At 47.8% G+C, this 21,028-nt stretch carries 15 protein-coding genes; 9 read left to right on the top strand and 6 right to left on the bottom strand.

Annotation, left to right across the window (positions count from 1 at the left end; genetic code table 11):
- The first annotated feature begins 1 nt into the window (after position 1).
- Genes VST71_04285 through VST71_04275 form a run of 3 tightly spaced genes read left to right on the top strand, consistent with a single transcriptional unit; the run spans position 2 to position 5,985 of the window.
- On the top strand, positions 2-3,256 hold the full coding sequence (locus VST71_04285; protein ID MEC4684937.1) for a UvrD-helicase domain-containing protein: 3,255 nt from the start codon (positions 2-4) through the stop codon (positions 3,254-3,256).
- Positions 3,257-3,292: 36 nt separating this feature from the next.
- Positions 3,293-3,673 (top strand): hypothetical protein, encoded by a 381-nt coding sequence (locus VST71_04280; GenBank protein ID MEC4684936.1) that lies wholly within the window; start codon positions 3,293-3,295, stop codon positions 3,671-3,673.
- The gene (locus VST71_04275) at positions 3,670-5,985 is read left to right on the top strand and encodes a M6 family metalloprotease domain-containing protein (GenBank protein MEC4684935.1); all 2,316 of its coding nucleotides are present in this window, start codon (positions 3,670-3,672) and stop codon (positions 5,983-5,985) included. Before VST71_04280 ends, VST71_04275 begins: the two co-directional genes overlap by 4 nt.
- A 69-nt stretch (positions 5,986-6,054) precedes the next feature.
- On the opposite strand, the gene VST71_04270 is transcribed toward VST71_04275, so the two are convergent.
- From VST71_04270 to VST71_04260, 3 genes are all read right to left on the bottom strand, one after another.
- Complete coding sequence (locus VST71_04270; protein ID MEC4684934.1) at positions 6,055-8,016, bottom strand: S8 family serine peptidase; 1,962 nt, start codon at positions 8,014-8,016, stop codon at positions 6,055-6,057.
- Between the two features lie 223 nt (positions 8,017-8,239).
- On the bottom strand, positions 8,240-10,399 hold the full coding sequence (gene recQ, locus VST71_04265; protein ID MEC4684933.1) for a DNA helicase RecQ: 2,160 nt from the start codon (positions 10,397-10,399) through the stop codon (positions 8,240-8,242).
- A gap of 274 nt (positions 10,400-10,673) precedes the next feature.
- A complete protein-coding gene (locus tag VST71_04260) occupies positions 10,674-12,617 on the bottom strand; it encodes an aconitate hydratase (protein MEC4684932.1) in 1,944 nt (647 codons plus the stop codon).
- A gap of 158 nt (positions 12,618-12,775) precedes the next feature.
- Here VST71_04260 and VST71_04255 point away from each other — a divergent pair, with 158 nt between their 5' ends.
- Positions 12,776-13,555 (top strand): TIGR04219 family outer membrane beta-barrel protein, encoded by a 780-nt coding sequence (locus tag VST71_04255; protein MEC4684931.1) that lies wholly within the window; start codon positions 12,776-12,778, stop codon positions 13,553-13,555.
- Positions 13,556-13,715: 160 nt separating this feature from the next.
- Positions 13,716-14,171: a CYCXC family (seleno)protein gene (locus VST71_04250; protein MEC4684930.1), complete on the top strand. Its 456-nt coding sequence runs from the start codon at positions 13,716-13,718 to the stop codon at positions 14,169-14,171.
- Positions 14,172-14,174: 3 nt separating this feature from the next.
- On the opposite strand, the gene VST71_04245 is transcribed toward VST71_04250, so the two are convergent.
- Entirely contained in the window at positions 14,175-14,315 is a 141-nt protein-coding gene (locus tag VST71_04245) for a hypothetical protein (protein MEC4684929.1), read from the bottom strand.
- A gap of 159 nt (positions 14,316-14,474) precedes the next feature.
- Between VST71_04245 and VST71_04240 the strand changes: the two genes are divergently transcribed.
- Positions 14,475-15,836 (top strand): thymidine phosphorylase, encoded by a 1,362-nt coding sequence (locus VST71_04240; GenBank protein MEC4684928.1) that lies wholly within the window; start codon positions 14,475-14,477, stop codon positions 15,834-15,836.
- A 24-nt stretch (positions 15,837-15,860) separates the two neighbouring features.
- Here the strand turns inward: VST71_04240 and radC are convergent, their stop codons facing one another.
- Both radC and VST71_04230 read right to left on the bottom strand, forming a co-directional pair.
- Positions 15,861-16,550 (bottom strand): DNA repair protein RadC, encoded by a 690-nt coding sequence (radC, locus tag VST71_04235; GenBank protein MEC4684927.1) that lies wholly within the window; start codon positions 16,548-16,550, stop codon positions 15,861-15,863.
- Positions 16,537-17,013, bottom strand: a complete 477-nt coding sequence (locus VST71_04230) for an OsmC family protein (GenBank protein ID MEC4684926.1) — start codon at positions 17,011-17,013, stop codon at positions 16,537-16,539. The genes radC and VST71_04230 overlap by 14 nt, the downstream gene beginning before the upstream one ends.
- Before the next feature lie 348 nt (positions 17,014-17,361).
- On the opposite strand from VST71_04230, the gene miaA reads away from it, so the two are divergent.
- The 3 genes from miaA to VST71_04215 all read left to right on the top strand — a co-directional run bounded on the left by miaA (position 17,362) and on the right by VST71_04215 (position 20,920).
- Complete coding sequence (gene miaA / locus VST71_04225) at positions 17,362-18,342, top strand: tRNA (adenosine(37)-N6)-dimethylallyltransferase MiaA (GenBank protein MEC4684925.1); 981 nt, start codon at positions 17,362-17,364, stop codon at positions 18,340-18,342.
- Between the two features lie 214 nt (positions 18,343-18,556).
- A complete protein-coding gene (locus VST71_04220) occupies positions 18,557-19,618 on the top strand; it encodes a sigma-54 dependent transcriptional regulator (protein ID MEC4684924.1) in 1,062 nt (353 codons plus the stop codon).
- A gap of 267 nt (positions 19,619-19,885) precedes the next feature.
- Positions 19,886-20,920, top strand: coding sequence for a M4 family metallopeptidase (locus VST71_04215; protein MEC4684923.1), 1,035 nt, complete (start codon positions 19,886-19,888; stop codon positions 20,918-20,920).
- The last annotated feature ends 108 nt before the right edge of the window (positions 20,921-21,028 follow it).

Genomic DNA, 21,028 nt, shown 5'->3' with positions numbered 1-21,028 from the left:
TATGGATAGAGGCGCACTCGATATACTCTCCCCGGAGAAAAGCATAGCGCTTAAGGCATCTGCCGGAAGCGGCAAGACCTTCAATCTGAGCCTCAGGGTGGTGAACCTGCTTTTAGCGGGCGTTGAGCCTGACAGGATACTCTGCCTCACCTTTACAAACAAGGCGACCAATGAGATGTATGAGCGGATAATCAAAACCCTCAAATACCTTGCACATGAGCTTCCGGAGGATAGTGGACAGGGGGCCCTGCAGGCACCAAGGGAAGAAGCTCTCCTGCTTGCAGAGTACTGGATGCAGCAAGGGGTGGGAGAAGAGCGTGCCGGGGTTCTGAGGTATCTAAGGAAAAAGGCGGGGAGCATATATGAAGGGGTTGTCAGGGAGATTTCACGGCTGAGGGTTTCTACGATAGACAGCTTTTTTAACTCCGTTCTCAGACTCTTCCCCTTTGAGGCGGGAGTATTGCCGGATTTCAGGATAATTACAGAGTCTGAAGAAGACGGGATTTACAGAAGGGCCTATGATGAGTTTATTGCAGGGATTCATTCTGATGATTCCATGAGGCAGCTCCTTAAAAACCTCGTGCTGCTGAGCGGTTCTGCTGAACTTTCACCATTCAGGGTCCTTGATGGTTATTTCAGGGAAATGCTTTCAATAAGGACGGAGATCGAGGGGAGAGAGCAGGAAGTCAGGAGTCAGGAGTCGGAAGCGGGAAGTCGGAAGCAGGAAGTCAGAGGGCTGCTTGATGAGTTTGATGTGCTGAGAGGGCTTGAGAAGAAGGTGAGGGCTGATGCAGCGTCTCTTGCCGGAAGAATGAGGCGTCTCTATCCGGAGCTGGGCAAGAGGGCGATTTCAGAACTTAAAAAATATGAGGAATCCCGAATAAAAGACCTGCCTGCCCTTACGAGCCTTGCAAAGGAGCAGTACACTGATTACAAATACTTTTCCTCCCTTGAGTATTTACCGGAGATACAGGATTCCTTTGATCTGCTTAAGGAGGAGATGAGGGATTCCTTCAGATATAAAAACCGCATATTTCAGCGCATAACCCTTTACCTCTTCCTGAGGTTTCTCCAATACCCGGACAGGACGAAGCAGAGCCTCAACGCCCTGAGCTTCAATGATGTTACGAGGATATGTTACAACCTCCTCATCGGTAATGCCCTGATCGATGAAAATCCCGATTATTTTTACTTCCGCCTTGACAGCCGGATCGAGCACCTGCTGATCGATGAGTTTCAGGATACAAGTATTACTCAGTGGAAGATTTTAAAACCCGTTGCAGATGAACTGACCTCGGGAATGGGACAGAAGGAGAGGGTAGGGTCTTTTTTCTATGTTGGTGACCCAAAACAGTCTATTTACAGGTTCAGGGGTGGTGAGAGCAGGCTCTTTGATGCCGTACTTTCCCATTATCCCGAAAAGCTGCAGGCCCGGAGCCTCAGGAGAAACTTCCGTAGCGGCAGGGTTATCGTGGATTTTGTCAACAGGGTTTTTTACGATGTTGCAACACAATACGGATACGACTATCAGGAGCAGGAATCCACACTCGAGCGGGAAGGATACGTTGACGTGAGGTTTATCACAAGGAAAAAGGGAGCAGCTTCAGACATGGATTGTTTCACGGACCTGAAGATGCAGACAGTGCTTTCTTTTGTGGAAACCCTTCTTAACAGGGGTGTTCTTCCGGGCGATATAGCCGTGCTCTGTCAGAAAAACAGGACCTGCGAGGAGTATGCCGAGTTTTTGAGAGTCCGCGGCTACGATGTGCTGACAGAATCCTCCGAGGCTCTTTTAGAGCAGCCTTCGGTCAGGGCGGTAATGAACCTGTTAAACTGGCTTGCAGACCCTCAGCAGGCAGTCTATCTCTTTGGCTTCCTCTTCTCTGTTGAGGGTCTCCTTGATGAGGGAGGTATCAGGCAGTTTTTTCATAAACGGGATAATCTTTCTGCAATATCCCCTATCCTTTCAGAAAAACTCTCCAGGCTGCAAAGTGTATCGGGTCTGATACCTGTTTACAGGCTTGTAGAGAAGATTATCTGGGAGTTTGACCTGCACAGGGCCTTTAATTACGATCCCAACCTTCTCTGCCTTGCAGGTATGGCGACCTCAGAGGAGATTTCGGATCCGTTAGGCATTGAGGATTTTATAGCATTTATGAATAGCCGTTCCTCCACAAAGGCCCTTATTCCCTCAGGTGTCTCGGAAAAGTCCGTGCGGCTCATGACCATTCATAAGGCAAAGGGGCTTGAGTTTCCATATGTAATCCTGCCTGAACTGGATATCAGGATGACGTTTGATGCCAGAAATACGCCAATCATAATAGACCATAACGAAGATATGACGGTAAAGGGGCTGTACCTGAGCGAGAACAAAAATATTGCCGCACTTGTTACCGAGCTTAATGACATACGGGTTCGGGAGGAGGCAAGGATAAGGACGGACCGCCTGAATTATCTCTATGTTGCCCTGACAAGGGCAAGGGATGGACTTATGGTGGTTGCGGAGAAGCCAGAAGTGTCAGACTCCCGGCACTTGTCTGATATTCTTTGCAGGGTTTTGGAGACCGGGGGGCAGGATGCAGGCAGCATATACCGGGCCGGCTCACTCCCTGATGAAGAAAAAGGGTTGGAGTCGACTGTAATTAAAAGAGATGCCCCCTCCACTGGATCCGTCTCCTTTGCCGGGTCGACAGTCTCCCTGAAAGATATGCTCCAGGGTGGGCCTTCCCGCATTGAGGGCCCCTCCCTGGATGATGATGGAAGTTTAGAGAACCCGGATGAATACAGGGACAGGCTTTTCGGAGAGGCATTTCATTATGCTGTAGAGATGCTGGGGGATTTTTCTGCAGATTCAATACCGGAATCAATTGACAGGGTCAGGCAGAGATATGTATCGTTGGATGAGGGTGCAATAATCTCCATTGAAAGGCGGCTGTCAAGCCTTGTTGATGACAGTACTTTCCTTGAGCTCGTACACGGGCAGGTCCGGTTGCCGGAGGTGTCTTTTGTAAAGAATGACTCTCCGTACAGGGTTGACTTACTCGTCTTTGATGGTGAGATAATAAGGGTCATGGATTTCAAGACAGGTCATGACACCTCACTCCTGGAGGGATATATAAAGCAGGTCGGTAATTATATGCAGATAGTGCGGGAATGTTTTAGAGAGGGTGTTTCAGCAGTAGAGGGATACCTTGTGTTTGCCGGAGAGGATACCGTGAGATTTCACAAGGTGCAACTGCAGCAACCTATGCAGTAAACTATATAAAACCTTTAAAGATTATTGGGGTGTGATATGATTAGAAGGCTAACGGTTGTATTTTGTGTATCGCTCTTTTTTACTCTCTTGATGATTGGTTCGTGTGCTTCTGTCCCTGTTATTCCGAATGAAACAATAGTTGAAGGTACGGTATCCGAGTATGCAATTGTTTCCTCGAGGCTGGCAGGTATTCAGCCTGAACAGGTCCTTTACAGAATAACCATATACATTGAGACGACCAAAGCCGTTGGTAATGGGCCGGATTTCCTCAGGGACAAGGTTGGTAAGGATATCCCTTTTTATACAAAAGAGAAACTGCCTCCGCAATTGTTTGGCAGGAAGGTGCGGGCAAGGGTTCAGTTCAGGGGTGATGAAAGGGGAGGTCTCTTCTGGGTAAGGGATATAGAGATGAGATGAGGGCAGGATTGGTTAGCATTGTTGTCTGTGTATTTCAGGTCTGTTTTTTAATCGGACTCATGTGGATGGAGAAGGCCGAAGCGGTTGTGGCTGCCCCGGTTGAGCAAATTCTCAGGCAGGCTGACGGGAGCGAGTTTCCTGCCCGGCAGTGGGGTGACAAGTGGTCGCACGGTTGGGAGACGTTAGACGGGTATACCGTTATCCGTGATAAAGTTACGGGAAACTGGATTTATGCCACTACAGACGGCAAGGGAAGGCTTGCACCTACGTCCCTGGTTGTTGAAATTGAACTCCCCGTTGGGTTAAAACTGCATCTCAGGCCGACCGGAAAGGCCGCGCTGAAAACCCCTCAGGACAAGGCAGTAAAATCTGCCAATACGCCTCAAAGAGTGGTGCCTCCCTCAGGGACTGCGAATATCCCCGTCATCCTCATAAATTTTAATAATACGACAACGATATACAACACGCCGGATTTTGATACCCTCCTTTTTGGTACAGGAAACAAGAGCATGAAGGACTACTACGAGGAGGTCTCCTACGGTGCCTTCAGCATATCACCCGGCCCGGCCAGTGTTGTGGGATGGTACACGGCGGCGAATACTCATGACTACTATGGCACTAATGATGCAAAGGGGTGGGATAAGTGGCCCGGTGATCTCGTTTACGAGGCTGTTGTGGCAGCAGATGCCACGGTTGATTTTTCCGCCTATGATTCAGACGGGAACTGTTACGTGGATGTAGTGGGAATAGTCCATCAGGGTACCGGTGAGGAGGTAGGTGAATCCTCGACAGATATATGGTCCCATAGCTGGGACCTCGCCAGTGCCAGGAACTCCGGGAACAGTAACTACGGTGCCTATACCACGGCCGATTCAGATGCGGCCTGTCCGGACGGTTATATTATTAACAACTACATCATCATGCCGGAGCTTTATCAGTCCACTCCTTCGGCAGCACAGTCAACGATAGGTGTCTTCACCCACGAGTATGCCCATGCCCTGGGGCTACCAGACCTTTACGATACTGATGGCAGTTCGTCCGGAATAGGCAAGTGGGGTTTGATGGGTGCCGGCACATGGAACTATGTAACGACCCTTGGAGACACCCCTGCACATATGTCGGCATGGAGCAAATACCGCCTTGGATGGATAGCTCCGACTCAGGTTACAGACAGCCTCACTAATGAGGCAATTGATTCGGCAGCCACAGCGATGGATGTGTATCAGCTTCTCCCCGGGAGTCCGGCTACCGGTGGCGAATATTTTCTGGTTGAAAACCGGTATCGTGTAAGTGGTACTTTTGATGAGGGATTGCCGGGAGAGGGACTTGCCATATGGCATATAGACGAAAGCCGGCCAGATAATAACAATGAATGTTCTCCACCCGCTGACTGTTCGAAAAACCATTACAAGGTTTCCGTTGTGCAGGCCGACGGCAATTGGGATCTTGAGAGACGGAATAACAGCGGGGATGACGGCGACCTTTATCCCGGTTCTACGAATAATACGTCTTTTACAGGCTCCAGCACTCCGGCCAGTCAGTTATACAGTGGTCTGAGCAATATAGCTGAGGTAACTTCAATCAGTCCTCCTCAGTCAACCATGACGGCAACCCTTTCAGTGTATCCAAATATATCGGTTGATCCATTATCAATCGATTTTGGAATCGTAGAGTTGAGTGATAACCCCTTATCCCGAAGCTTAACTGTTACCAACTCAGGGCAAACACCTCTGGTGACAGGCACGATCAGCATTCAAGGTAGAGATATGCAGGATTTTGTCATCCGGCAGGATGAGTGTTCAGATCTGACCATAGCGCCCCGGGAAAACTGTAAGGTTGATCTGATTTTTTCGGCTACTTCATATGGATTAAAGGAAGCAACCCTTGTTATACCATCCAATGACCCTGATACACCTGATGCAGAGGTATCCCTGAAAGGTTTGGCAGGGGCTGCCGGTGATAACTGGGACTGCTTTATTGCGACAGCAGCATACGGCAGTTACCTTGACCCGCATGTTAAGGTTTTAAGGGAGTTCAGGGACAGATGGCTTATTCCGGATTTCAGATTCCGGATTTTAGATCTCAGGTTTAAGGTCCCCAATATTATTGGAAGGAAGTTTGTGAGGCTCTACTACAGATATTCTCCGCCTGTAGCTGATTACATAAGGGCGAATGAGGGACTGAGGGCGGCTACCAGGTTGGCATTGACGCCCCTGGTTTACGGTATAAAATATCCTGGAGCTGCAATTGCAGCCGGAATGTTCCTTGTTGTACTTGTAATACGTAGAATACGTAGAGCAGCAGTTCAGTAGAAAACTGACCCGCCGCCGTGGACTTGTCATTCAGTCGACGACGGCGGGGTCGGGAAAAAATCATCTCTTTTACGGAACGGTTATGGAATCTCGAGTCTCTATGTTGGCATCGGGGTTATATATCCAGCCACTCAATGTTACATCTCGTACAGTAAAGGTAAAGGTCGTTCCGCTTGCCGGTCTTCTTATCCCGTCCGAGACCAGTGTTACTTTCCCTGCCGTGTTTGTTGTGCCATAGTCAGAATCAGATGTGGCCCCGCTCCAGTAACCTGAGACTGTTGCTCCGGCAACCGGAGCCCCATAGGCATCTACAATGGTGACAGTCGCCAGTGCTGAGGTGATGTTCCTTCTTGATGTTGTCTGGAGTGCCATGTTAATACTTGCTACGTGCATGGAAGGCTGTTCAACAACATTGGTAATGGTAACCGTAACGCTTTTTGAGTTATCAGAGGTGTTTGTCTCCCCTGCAACAACAGAGGCGCTGGCCTTCAGGACATGGTCTCCCAGGGTGGCATTGAGGGTATCCCAGTAAAAGGTCTCTGTTGTTGAGGTACCTGAAGTGAGGGCAACTGATCTGGAGCCTATCTCCACGCCGTCTGTGACGTCGGTTAGGGTTAAGGTGAAGGTTTCATAAAAATCGCCGGGGTTTGCCACGGTTACGTCAATAGATACCGTGTCTCCCGAAAAGGCTGAGTCAGGAGCAGTGATCTTCGTTACTGCAACATTATGAACAGGCTCTGGTGTGTATCCCAGCGCTGCAGCGGCATCCACCCTTCCCCATCCGTAAGTCTTATCCCATCCCGGCGCCCCCAGGTCCTTGGCTGTGCTCTGCAGGACCTGCCTGACATTATCCGGCCCGGTAACACCTGAAGCGATTACAAGGGCGGCAACCCCGGCAACATGCGGAGTGGCCATGGAGGTGCCCTGGTAGTAATAATAGCCCCAATCTGTTGGGCTGCTTCCAAAGGTCTGCTGAAGGATACCGTCTCCGTATCCATCGCCATTCTGGTCTACATTTGTGTCTCCTCCCGGAGCGACCAGATCCAGGCCAGGGCCGTAGTTGGAATAATAAGACAATGTTTCATCATACCGGGTAGCGCCTACTGCAATGACGTAAGCATTATAAGCAGCAGGATAGCTGATAACGTCTGTACCATCATTGCCGGCTGCAGCTACAATGGTTACACCTTTGTTGTAAGCATAAGCAAGGGCATCTTCCAGGGTAGTGGATGCACTGGACCCTCCTAAACTCATATTGATTACATCTGCACCGTTATTGGCGGCAAAATAGATTCCATCCGCAATCTCGGTATAGGTGCCGGACCCTCTGCTGTCCAGGACCTTTACCGGCATGATGGAGGTATTGAAGGCTATTCCTGCCACACCTGTATTATTGTTTGTGCTTTGAGCTATGGTACCCGTAACATGGGTGCCGTGCCCTTCGTCGTCATTAGGGTGAGAGTCATCATTGACAAAATCATAACCGGGTGCGAAATTTGTTTCAGCCAGGTCAGGGGCCTGTTCATAAGTTACAGTCCTGTTCCTTCCTCTTGCAGAACTGTCAATATAGTCCTCGTAAGCCACACCTGTATCTATTACTGCAACTACCACGCTGCTGTCACCTGTGCTGACCTCCCAGGCAGATTCCATATTGATTCCACCGTATTTGTCATTATAGAAGTTCCATTGGTAGGGGTATAAAGGGTCGTTGGGTATCCAGAAGGCGTGAGCAATATAGTTTGGTTCTGCATATTCAACGTAGGGGTTTTTATTGTAAATATCCACCAGCTCTTCAACGCTCTTTCCGGCAGGGACCTTAAGGCGGCTGAATCTCCCCTGCTTGCTTACGTAAAAGACGGATGTACCATGACCCCGGTTTATCTTTTCAATCGTTTCCCCTGTGACCCCCGGCTTGAATTTAACGACGATTTCGTCTTTCACAAAAGGGCCCTGGCCGAAACTTGTGCCTGCGAATCCCAAGACCAGGAAACTGACCAGCGCTGCAAACAAAATGTTTCTTATGCCTTTCATTTCCCTTCCTCCTCTGATGATGTTGCTGAGATTAAAACTACAGGATTTTCTGTTTATGTTAATCCCCGCTCCCGTGATAAAAAGTCTCCATCATAACGCTTTCAACAACCATTTATTGCCGGGTTCGGGTTGTTCTGTTTTTTGCAGGAATTTTGGCAATGAGATTTAGAGAAATTTTTTCTTTATCTGCAACGACTGCTATTGTTTATATTATATCACAGATTTATAAATTTGCCTGTTTCTGCTGCAGGGAGGCCCTTATAATTTTTGCCTCTTCAAAGCTTACCGTACCATTAAAATGTTCGACAACAGGCCTCAGGTTCCAGACCTGGAGGGTCAAAAAAAGCTTTTCCACGCTATTTCGCCTTGCGGGGTCAACGATACGGTCTATATCTATGTCACGGCCATCTCTTATCAGTTGTTCAAGATGCCCCGTGATTGTGGATATCGAAAGATTACGCGTCTCTGCAATCCCTTCCAATGACAGGCCCTCCCTGAAAAGCTCATATGTTTTTTCAACGGTTTCTCCCTTTCCCTTCTTCCGTAACGGATTGACAGGCAAGGCAGAATATTCATTATCAGGAACCGGGACACCGGGGTTTTCGTTCAGGTATGCCTTTATCTCCATTATAAAATCGTCTCCGTAGCGTTCAAGCTTGGCATCCCCGACCCCGCTGATCCTTTTCATGTCCGGCAGGGTTGCGGGATAATACCTGCACATCTCATGAAGGCTCCTGTCTGAAAATATTATATACGGAGGGACCTGCTGCTCTTCAGCAAGGGTTTTCCGCAAAACCCTGAGTCTCTTGAAGAGGTCCTTGTCAAAGGACTTAAATTCATCGTCCTGTACGGTACGGCGGCTTGTCTTTGTCTCCTCCCTTTTCAATGCCGTAAGTTTCTCTTTTCCGTAGAGTACGCTTTGACCTTTTTCCGTGAGTTTCAGTACCGGATACTTATCACCATCCTGGCGTATAACGTCCTGGGCAAGGAGTTCATCAACGAGGAACCTCCAGTGGTTTTTATCCTTGTGACTGCCTGCCCCGTAGGTTTTTATGGTGTTGTGCTGAAGCTCCCGGATACGCTTTGTATTGGCTCCTGTAACAATATCAATGATATGCCTGATCCCAAAGCGCTGACCAGTCCTTGACATGGCAGACATCAGTATCTGTGCATCAATCGTGATGTCAACCTTTTCAACAGTGCCGGTGCAAATATCGCATGCCCCGCAATTTTCATCCCCGTATTCCTCTCCAAAATATCCGAGCAGGTGTTTGCGCCTGCAGACATTATGTGATGCATACCTTGCCATCTGATTCAGTTTCTCTGTGGCGATTGTCCGCTCTTTGTCTTCAGGTATCTGATCAATAAAGTATCTGATTTTCGGAATGTCTCCCCTGCTGAAGAAGAGTATGCACCAGGCGGGCTCACCGTCACGCCCGGCTCGTCCTGTCTCCTGGTAATAGCTCTCGATATTTTTCGGCAAGTCCGCATGAATGACAAAACGGACATTTGACTTGTCTATTCCCATACCAAAGGCAATCGTTGCCACAATTACCGTCAACTCATCCCTGCTGAAGGCCTCCTGGTTCCTCTTCCTTTGCTCAGGCGTCAATCCTGCATGGTAGGGCAGGGCCTTAATACCGTTGGCTGTCAGAAAGTCAGCCATTTTGACAACGGAATCACGTGTAGTGCAGTAAATGATGCCGGACTCATCAGTATGCCCGCCAAGGAATTCCAGTATCTGTGATTCTATTGCAGTCTTTCCTGTTACCCGGTAAAAAAGGTTCTGACGGTTAAATGAGGCACGTACCGTATATGGGGATCTGAGCCCGATTTTACTGATTATATCTTCCTGAACCCCGGGGGTTGCCGTGGCTGTAAAGGCTGCAACCGGAATATTTGGGAAGACGCTGGTAATACTGGAGAGTCTCAGGTAATCAGGGCGGAAGTCGTGCCCCCACTCAGAGATGCAATGTGCCTCGTCTATGGCAAAAAGGGAGACGGGGATGTTTTTCAGTGTTTCAATGAAATCAGGCATTGCAAAGCGTTCAGGTGCAATGTAGAGGAGCTCCAGGGCATGATTTCTCAGCCTTTGATAAACTTCGGACATTTCCCGGGGTTTGAGGGAACTGTTTATAAAGGCCGTGGAGATGCCGTTTTCCAGGGCAGCATCAACCTGGTCCTTCATCAGCGCAATAAGGGGACTTACAACAACCACTGTCCCCTGCATTATCCTGGCGGGTAATTGATAGCATAGCGATTTTCCACCCCCTGTGGGCATCACAGCAAAAACATCCCTGCCCTTCAGGATATTCTTTATAATCTCTTCCTGATTCGGACGGAAGGCCTGAAAACCAAAAACCCTTTTTAATGTATCAAACATGTTTACCTTTAAATTCAACTTGAGTTGTGTAATTTTACCCGTGTCAGCATGAGGAGAGCAACTGAAGAAAATTCATTAACTCGATAAACATCCATTAATACAGTCTGAAGTCTTTTGCCTGTCAGACTAAAGGCTGGAGCTTGATGAACCGTATATTAAGGTATCGAAAATGAATTTTTTCAACTACTCTCCTCATGCTTTCCTTAATCGATGGTTATATCCACAGTGAAGAGTCTATCATATCGCTTCCAACAACCTTTTATCACTGGTTTTGTTAAGATAGCTGTTTTTTTACAAAAGACAGCAGTCCTCCGGAAAGCAGGAGGACACGGTCACGCTCACTCAGGTCAGTGAAGACGGTAAACTCCAGACCCTTTGTAAGGTTATTTACCCTGTATTCCTGGTTGGTGATGAGAGAGCTCCCGACCCCGGTAATGCTCAACACATCCCCCTCGTCTGTTTTATCCATATCCCCCGGGTTGGTGAATATCAGGGGAAGTATACCGAAGTTTATCAGGTTTGCCCTGTGAATCCTTGCAAAAGACTTTGCAATCACTGCCTGTATGCCAAGATACATTGGTGCAATGGCGGCATGCTCTCTTGAGGAGCCCTGTCCATAGTTTTCGCCCCCCATGATTATCCCGCCACCGTGCTCTTTTGCCTTTTTGGCCCTCTCTGCAAAGGTTGAATCAATATTATAGAAGACATATTCTGAGATCGCCGGGATATTTGACCTGAAGGGCAGTATCTGGGAACCTGCAGGCATTATATCATCTGTTGTAACATTGTCTCCAAGCTTTATGAGTACCTCAGCCCTTATCTCATCCTTTACAGGCTCTTTGAGGGGCACCTCTTTTATATTCGGGCCCTTTATTATCTCAACTCCGGAGCCGTCATCCAATGGTGCAAGGAGCATATTGTCATTAACAAGGGCGGCCTCCGGTTCAGTAAACTCATCCACCACAAGGCCTGTCTCAGTCGGGTCGACTATCTCTCCCTTTAGTGCCATCACGGCACAGGCGAGGGGATTGGCGAGGAAGACAGAGGCATCCTTGTTGCCGCAGCGGCCCCTGAAATTCCTGTTGTAAGACCTTACGGAGACATGTCCTGTGCCGGGAGACCCACCCATCCCGATGCAGGGCCCACATGAGGCCTCGAGCATCCTTGCACCGGCGGCTATCATGTCCGACAGGGAGCCATCCCGTGCGATCATCTCATAGACCTGTTTTGACCCGGGATTTATATGAAGGCTCACATGTTCTGCAATCCTGTTTCCTCGCAGGATCGATGCAACTGCCCTCATCGCCTGATAGGAGGAGTTTGTACAGCTTCCGATACATACCTGATGTACCTTTTTGCCCGAGATATCCCTGATCCTGACAACATTGTCCGGACTATGTGGCTGGGCAATCAGGGGCTCAAGGCTGCTCAGATCTATCTCGACAACCCCGTCATATTGAGCACCTTCGTCTGCCCTGAGTTCCGACCAGTCTTCTTCTCTGCCCTGTGCCCTGAGGAAGTGTGCTGTTCTTTCATCAGACGGAAAAACGGATGTGGTAGCGCCAAGTTCTGCGCCCATGTTTGTAATGGTTGCCCTTTCCGTGACATTGAGGTCAGCGACCCCCGGGCCGCCATACTCAAAAATCTTTCCCACTCCACCCTTGACTGTAAGCCTCCTCAGGAGTTCAAGAATGACTTCCATGGCTGTAGCCGAGGGCCGCCTGAGTCTACCTGCAAGCCTTACAAGCACTACCTCCGGCATTTTTATCTCAAAGGGCATCCCAGCCATAGCTGTGGCGGCATCCAGCCCGCCAACCCCGATGGCAATCATACCCATGCCGCCGTTTGTCGGTGTATGGCTGTCGGTTCCGAGGGTAATCCAGCCCGGGCTTGCAAACCTCTCAAGATTGACCTGATGGCATATTCCGTTGCCGGGCTTTGAAAACCAGGCGCCGAACCTTGCCGCTGCGGTCTGCAGGAAAAGGTGGTCATCAGGATTCATGTGGTTGGATTGAATCATGTTATGGTCAACATAGCTCACCGCAAGGGGGCCCTTTACCCTTTCAAGCACCATAGCCTCAAACTGGAGCCAGGCCATGGTGCCTGTAGCATCCTGTGTATAGACTTCATCCACTCTCAGGGAGACAGTTTCCCCTTTTTTAAGCTCACCCTTTACAAGGTGAGCCTCAAAAATCTTATGTACAATATTCTTCCCCACAACTTCCTCCATAAAAAGAATTTTTCATTGTCTAAATCAGTTAAAAATGCTATACTTAGCGTAAGTTTTCTGATAGGCTGGTCTATTTTAACACTTGGATGCATATTATGACCATGTGTTGGTCTAAAAGATATTTTTAATTTCCAAGGAGGTTTCAGGTGAAAAAATTTGGTTTTTTAATCCCCTTGACGGTGGTCTTTACGGTTCTACTCCTTATCACGCCAGGTAGAACTTATGCACTTGGTCTTGAGGCAGCAGTAGGATACTGGAATCAGGCCCCATCAGGTGATCTGCAGTACAGTAGTAATGACTTGGTTGAAAACAACCTTGATCTTAAGGAAAACCTCAAGTATGACAGCAAGGCCAGACCCTATCTCCGGGTAAAGGCTGACCTGCCGCTCTTTCTTCCGAATATCTACTTCATGGCAACCCCGATGAAGTATGAAGGCCAGGGGTCCAAGGATTTGAGCTTTACATTCGGAAATAAAACGTTTGATCCAACGGTTCCGTTTAATTCAGTACTGAAGGCAGACCACTATGACATTGCGGTTTATTACTCCCTGCCCTTTCTCAATACTGCCACTGCCGGCAGTCTCAATGTGGAATTGGGTTTAAACCTGAGGATTATTGACTTTGAAGCAAAGATCTCCCAGGGAGATCAGTCGGAATCTGCAAGCTATACCCTTCCGATCCCCATGATCTATGCCGCAGTCCAGTTAAAACCTGTTGATTTGTTCAGCATTGAGGCGGAGATAAGGGGAATTACATACGGTTCAAACAGTTATTATGACCTCATAGCCAGGATGAAGGTAAAACCCGTAGGCCCTGTCTTTATTGCCGGCGGATACAGATATGAAAAGATCAAGATAGACCATAATGACGTAAGGGCATCTATGGAATTTAAAGGACCATTCATAGAGGCAGGTGTAAGCTTCTGATTTCAGTAATTTTTTAGGCAAATACATATCCTTCTGAATATTCAGGAAGTCTGTGTTTTGTTATAAAAGGTTTTGGGGGCGATTTTCATATTTTCTTCATCTTTTTGTGTAAATATATTTGGTAGTATTTGTTTAAATTTGAAAAGGGGTTGAGGGGGGAATGGCTAACAAGGGAAAGAAGAAGCAGAAAGTTTCAGAGAAGAAGGGCAAACCCCCTGTTATCTGGATTGTCTTTGCCCTTTCAGTGCTCATCCTTGTACTTGCTGTCTCCGGTAAAATTCCTTTTACCAACTCGCAAAAAAACGACGGAAAGTCCTTCTTTGTCAAAGGGGGAGAGACACGTCCTGTGATAGATCCTGCAATGTTTACAGGTCTGACCCGTTCAGCTTATGCAGCAGCCCGGGAAAATCCGGAGGTTTTGGACCAGGTCTACTGCTACTGCAACTGTAGTGAGCCCCCTTTCTATCACAAGAGCCTTCTGAGCTGCTTTACAGGAAATCACGGGGCGGGTTGACTACTCTGTCAGCAGGAGGCCTTGAGGGCTTCCCAGACTTACAAGGAAGGTAAAAAAATCGAAGATGTCAAGGCAACAATAGACAGGGAATTCGGGATGTAGGATTCAGGCAGGCCGTTGGGTTTCAGTCCGGGATGTGCTGAGTATGTGTTTTATGAGGCGGAGTCTCTCCCGGAGACTGAGTTCAAAGTAAACGTTACTCTCCATCAGGATTCCCACAATCTCTTTTGCCTCACGTAAGACCATAATAAACACGCTCCTTAATTCTTTTATCGGCTGTCAGAACAAAAAATTTAATAGTAATAATTTAGAAGCAATTATTATGCCAGCATTCTGCTCGGGTTGATTAATTTATGAGGCGCAAAAACGTGCGCTCTTTAAGCCCCGTATGTTAACATATTTACCATGCGTGCATATGACATCATTAAAAAGAAACGGGACGGGGGGTGCCTGAACAAAGAGGAGTTTCAGTTCCTCATAAAGGGATACCTCTCTGAAGAGGTGCCCGATTACCAGGTATCGGCATTTTTAATGGCGGCATTCCTCAGGGGGCTCAATGTTGAGGAGACCATTACTCTTACAGACGTAATGCTCCATACAGGACAGATACTCGACCTTACCGAGATGGATGACCCCAGGATAGACAAACACTCAACCGGCGGGGTTGGCGACAAGGTAAGCATCATCCTTGCACCCCTTATTGCGGCTGCCGGTGTTACCGTGCCAATGATACCCGGCAGGGGACTCGGTCACACGGGGGGCACACTCGATAAGCTTGAATCCATTCCTGGTTTCAGGACAGAGATGAGTATTGCTGACTTCAGAAATATCCTTTGGGAAACAGGAGTTGCAATGATGGGGCAGACAGAGGATATTGCCCCGGCAGATAAAAAGCTTTATGCGCTGAGAGACGTTACGGCAACTGTAGAGAGCATCCCTCTTATTGCATCAAGCATTATGTCAAAAAAACTGGCAGAGGGCCTTAACGGGCTGGTGCTTGATGTAAAGGTGGGTTCCGGGGCTTTTATGAAGACCATGAAAGATGCTGAGGCACTTGCCGGCACCCTTACCAATACAGGTAACTCCTTTGGGGTCAGGACAGTGGCTCTGATTACAGACATGGATGAACCTCTTGGCAGGACCGTGGGTAATTCACTTGAAATCAAGGAGTGTATAAATGCACTGAAAGGCAGGGCGGACAAGGACCTCATCGAAGTGACGCTTACGCTCGGGGCATGGATGCTTTATCTCGCTGACTGGGTGGAAAAGGCTGTTGACAATCCCAGGATAGTGGTTCCGCGGATTAAGGATATAGATGAAGGCGCGCTTTCAGAGAAACGGGCGGAGCTTGAAGAGCTGATAGACTCGGGTAAGGCCCTTGAAAGCTTTATGGAGTTTGTAGAGCGTCAGGGAGGCAATTCCGAGATAGTTGCAAACCCTGCCTTATTGCCGGGGGCTGCTCACATAAAGCCGGTTCAGGCTGCTTCAGGTGGATACATACAAAGGGTGGATGCCGAAAAGGTGGGCATTGCCTCCATGCTCGTTGGGGCAGGCAGGCAGAGGCTTGAAGACAGGATTGACCATGGAGCAGGTATTTTGCTGAACAGGAAATCCGGAGCCGTTGTGCAGGAGGGAGACACCCTTGCCGTACTCCACTATAATGACGAAACCAACCTGGCTGAGGCATTTCAGCTTATGGAGGAGGCTTTTGAGGTAGGGGTGGAACCGCCGGAGCCAAGAAGAATGATTAAAAAGGTAATACTGTAAGCACCTGGTAATCTGTAATGTCTGCTACAGCAGGCCGTTTTCATAAAAACTGAAGTGTCCGTCTCGTGTAATAATAAAGTGGTCGTGGACCCTGATCCCCATCTCCTCGGATGTGTTCTTAAGGCGTTTTGTCAGTTCGATATCACTCCTTGATGGTTTCAGAAGACCTCCCGGATGATTATGTACGAGTATAATGCTGACGGCCTTGTGTTTCAGGGCGTATTCCAGTACCTTTCTCGGATATACAACAGCCTGGTCAACCGTTCCCTCCTGAATAACCTCTTCCGACAGGACTTCATTCTGTGAGTTTAGATAAATGACCCTGAACTGCTCATCCCTCAGCCACCCCATTGAGACCCTGCAATACTCTACCACTGCCTCCGGAGAAGATATCTTTGCTTTGTGAAATGTCCGCTCCTTTACACAGAGTTCCATAAGTGACTGCATGAGATTTATAAGAATTGCGGTCTTCTCTCCTACTCCGTCAATCTCTTTAAGCTCGTGAATCTCTGCCCCGAAAACCCCGGATATCCCGTCAAACCTTTTCAGAAGTGCCTTTGCAACAGCTTTTCTGTCCTTCCGTGCAACACCATAGGTGAGCAGCAACTCAAGGGCCTCGTAGTCCTGAAGGCCCTTTATGCCGTTTTCAACGAATCTCTTCTGGAGGCGACTCCTGTGTCCGAGATAATGGGAGGGGCTGTCATTTGGTTTCATTAATTCTGTAATCCACGAAGACCTTCAGGTCTTCCCTTAGTGTATGATAGACGGAACAATACTTTTCATGGGATAAAGAGATCGCCCTCTGCACCTTTTTCTCTGTTATGCCATCCCCTGACAGGTGAACAGTCATCCTGATTGTCTTGAAGTACTGAGGCGGGGTTGGGTTTCTCTCTCCCTCCAGGTCGATCTTGAAGCTTTCAATCCTGCACTTCATCTTCTGGAGAAAAGAGACCATGTCAATGCCCATACAGCCGGCAAGGCTCAGCAGCAGACTCTCTGTAGGCATGCAGCCCCACTCTACCCTGGCGTCAAAATCTATCTCATAGCCCCGCTGGGTTCTTCCGACAAAGATAAGGTCCTTGTCCCAGGTGAGAGTTGCCTTTGTAACCGGGGCAACCTTCTCCTTGTACCCTTCCAGTGAATTCTCAAGTGTCTCGATCTCCTCGGCATTACTCATTCTCTAACACCTCCCTGATAATTGATAGTTTTTTTGGTGATGAAGCAGAACATTCAGTTATGAAATTTTATAACAATAGGCGTTATTGTTTCAACCAGGGATACCTCTTCCAGAACTGCCGGGAGAAATCCCGTCAATTTCTGAAAGGGAATGCGGGTATAGAGTTTGAACGGTTTCAAATTATCACTTTTGTCTCACCCGGAAGGTGAGTCGAAGTACTTCGGGATCGGAGTCCCGGCCGGACGCCGGGACGAGAATGAGTGAAAACTCTATACCTCATTCCCTTTCTTCTATTACCATTTTGGAGTTCTTCGTCTTTAAATACACCCTTTAGGTTAAAATTAATGTATGGAACAGGATGGTGGAAAAAAGAGGGTGATCATAATCACCGGTCCTACGGGAGTGGGCAAGACAGGCTTTTCACTGCTCTTGGCTGAGGCACTCCGGACAGAGATTATAAGCGCTGATTCAATGCAGATTTACAGGGGAATGGACCTTGGTACTGCAAAGCCTTCCCCGGAACAGAAAGCGCGGGTCAGACATCATATGATAGACATTGTTGATCCCTCAGAGACCTATAGTGCAGGCAGGTATTTGAGGGACGTCTCCCCCCTGATCAAAGGGCTTCACAGCAGGGGAAAGCTCCCGATTGTTATTGGCGGCACAGGGCTTTACATAAAGACCCTTACAAGAGGGCTATTTTCTGCACCGGAAGCTGATCCTGAGTTAAGGGCTGCCTTGCTCAGGCTTGAGAGCAGGATTCCGGGGAGACTGTATCAGGAGCTGTTGAAGATAGACCCTCAGCGGGCCTGCACTATTGAGCCTGCAGACAAGAGAAGGATTATCCGTGCCCTTGAGGTCTCCTTAAAGGCTGGCAGACCTATATCCGAGCTCCAGAGGGAGTTTACCTCTCCCCTGCCCTACGAGTATATAAAGATAGGGCTTACGAGGGACAGAAAGGAGCTTTACAGGTTGATTGAGGAGAGGGTTGAAGAGATGTTTGCCCGCGGATTGGTTGATGAGGTTGCAAGGCTCCTCGGAATGAATCCCTCGGAGACCCCACTTCAGGCTATCGGGTATAAGGAGGTTTTAGGATACCTGAGGGGGAAGCTGGGGCTTGATGAAACGAAACTGATTGTAAAGCGTGCAACAAAGAGGTATGCAAAGAGACAGTCTACATGGTTTAAAAAGGAAGAAGGTATCCAGTGGGTAGATATAACCGGCCTGTTTTCGCCCGAAGAGGTTTTTGAGAAGGTGGAGAGAGAGACCGGGACAATTAACCGTTTTCCTCTGCCTGGAGTGTCCCGCAATTGGGTCAGTCACGAATAGCGCAAAAGCATCATTTACTGTGATGAATTCATCTTAAATCCTGCCCTGTAACCAGTTTTTCTGCTGGTAATTTTACCCTTGCCTTTGGCTAATACTTGTGCTAATATATTTTTACTGTCAGGGAGCATGTAGATGGGACCTGTTTTCACCTGCTGTTTCACCACTGTTTACGCTCATACCGGGCGTACACTTAACTTGTAGAGTAGCGGCAAACATGCATACACTATCTCAAAGCAAGGATACAACTTTTAACAGCAGAGATGCACTTGACAGGGAATGTGAGTCTGCAAAAAAGGCCCTTAAGCGAGAGTTTGGACTAAGACAGATCCTGGGCAGAAGCAGGGTAGTACAGGAACTCCATGAAAAGATAGATCGTATATCCGCATGTGATGTCAATGTCTTGATATCCGGCGAGACCGGAACAGGAAAAGAACTGGCAGCCAGGGCTATTCATTATCTGAGCTGCAGGGCTGGCAAGCCCTTTATTCCTCTAAATTGCGGTGCTATTCCGGAAAACCTTTTTGAAAACGAACTCTTTGGTCATGCAAAGGGTGCCTTTACAGATGCTGGTCTTCAACAGGTTGGACTTGTGAAGGAGGCTGAGTGCGGTACGCTGTTTCTGGACGAGATAGGTTCGGTCAGTCCCTACATCCAGATAAAATTTCTCCGTTTGCTGCAGGATAGTGAGTATAAACCTCTTGGAGACTCCAAGTTCCAAAAGGCTGATATTAGAATAATTGCTGCAACAAACAAAGACCTTGCAGGACTTGTTAAAGAGGGAACTTTCAGGGAGGACCTCTTCTACAGGTTGAATATAGTTTCCATATTTATACCCCCTCTGCGCAAGAGAAAGGAAGACGTTCCAATTCTGGTTGAGCACTTTACAAGGAAATACTCAAGGGAATACAACAAAGAGATAAAGGAAATAACAGACGATGCCATGGACATGTTTATCTCATATCCATGGCCAGGAAATATCAGAGAACTTGAGAACAAGGTCCAGCAGCTAATTGTGATGTCCACCTCCTCAGTAATAAGTGCTGGAGATATCCAACTACCTGCAAGCGAAGCAACTGCTAAGGAAATAGAGACAGAATATTTTAAGGTGGCTAAGGAAAGGGCCATTAATGCTTTTGAAAAAAACTACCTGTCCAATCTCCTGACAGAACACAGAGGAGATATGGTCAGTGCTGCCAGAAAGTCAGGAAAGAGTCGTACAGCCCTCTGGAACCTGCTCAGGAAGCACAACCTCTCCCCAAAACATTTCCGCTACTGATACAGGCTAACTGTTTAGCGATGGTTGACGCACTCAAAAAACCACGGTTAAGGGTTTAGCCTCCTCTCTGCGTCATAAAAAAGTAACGCTGGAGTCACCAGGAAATTACTCTCCCTATTAAACACTCTTAAAAAATACCTTGCAAATCAATACGTTACAAATCATCACGGTTTGGCATATCTATTGCTTCCTTCTATCTTAATTGAATCATAGAACTGTTTTAGAGGAGTTTTCAAGAAATTCAAACATTCAAAAAAGGAGGGTATCATGTTTAAGGAATGTAAATGTAGCTATGTTCCCCCATTTGTCCTTGAGAACCTGGTGAGGGCTGGGATTGAGGGAGCCCGTTTAGCCATTCATCAAAGCGAACTGAGCCGTGAAAAAAGAAGTGCCAAGGTTGTGGATATGGAAGTGTTTACAGGGGTTACTACTGCACCTCCAGGTACAGCATCCCGGCAGGTTTATGACTGTCAGAATAAATGGACACAAAGAGTTAAACTCGTCAGGGGTGAGGGCGATCCCGTTACCGGTGACGATGCTGTGAACGACACCTACGACTACAGTGCAACTGTTCGGGACTACTACAAGAATGTATTAAACAGGAATTCTATCGATAACCTCGGCATGAACCTGATCCTCAATGTACACTTCGGTGTTAAATATATGAATGCCTTCTGGGATGGTGATGAGATGACATTCGGTGATGGTGATGGCAATATCTTTGTGAATTTCACAAAATCCCTTGATGTGGTAGCTCATGAGTTGACACACGGAGTTACACAGTTCACGGCTAACCTGAAATATTATAGTCAATCAGGAGCCCTGAATGAACATTTCTCGGATGTCTTTGGTTCCGTGATCACACAATATCAAGAGAAACAAACTGCAGATAATGCGGACTGGCTGATTGGCGATGAGATTATGGGGCCGGAACTATATGGAGAGGCATTACGTTCCATGAAGGCCCCGGGAACAGCTTATGACAATCCACTCATGGGTAAGGACCCACAGCCGGATCATATGAAGGACTATTACTCAGGGTCTGGTGATAATCAGGGGGTTCATATCAACAGCGGCATCCCAAACAAGGCGTTTTACCTTGTTGCAATGGATATCGGAACCGATAAGGCAGCACTGATATGGTATACCGCACTACAAAAACTTTGGAGCACAGCGGTCTTTAACGATGCTGTTAAAATAACGGTAGAGGCTGCACGGCTTCTTATAAAGGACGGAAAAGCACCTAAGGGCGCAACACAGACGGTGCGGGCGGCATTCAAAGCAGTAGGGCTTCCACATTAGGAGAAGATGGAATAAAATTGCAAGTGACAGGGTATACTAAGTCTAAGATTTGAGGTACAACAATGCGCATCGATTTTGAGTGTTCCGGGGGATACGCTGGTCTACAGT

The sequence above is a fragment of the Nitrospirota bacterium genome (genome assembly GCA_035873375.1).
In the GTDB taxonomy this organism is placed as follows: domain Bacteria; phylum Nitrospirota; class Thermodesulfovibrionia; order Thermodesulfovibrionales; family JdFR-85; genus BMS3Bbin07.
This window is presented reverse-complemented; position numbering and strand designations above follow the sequence as displayed.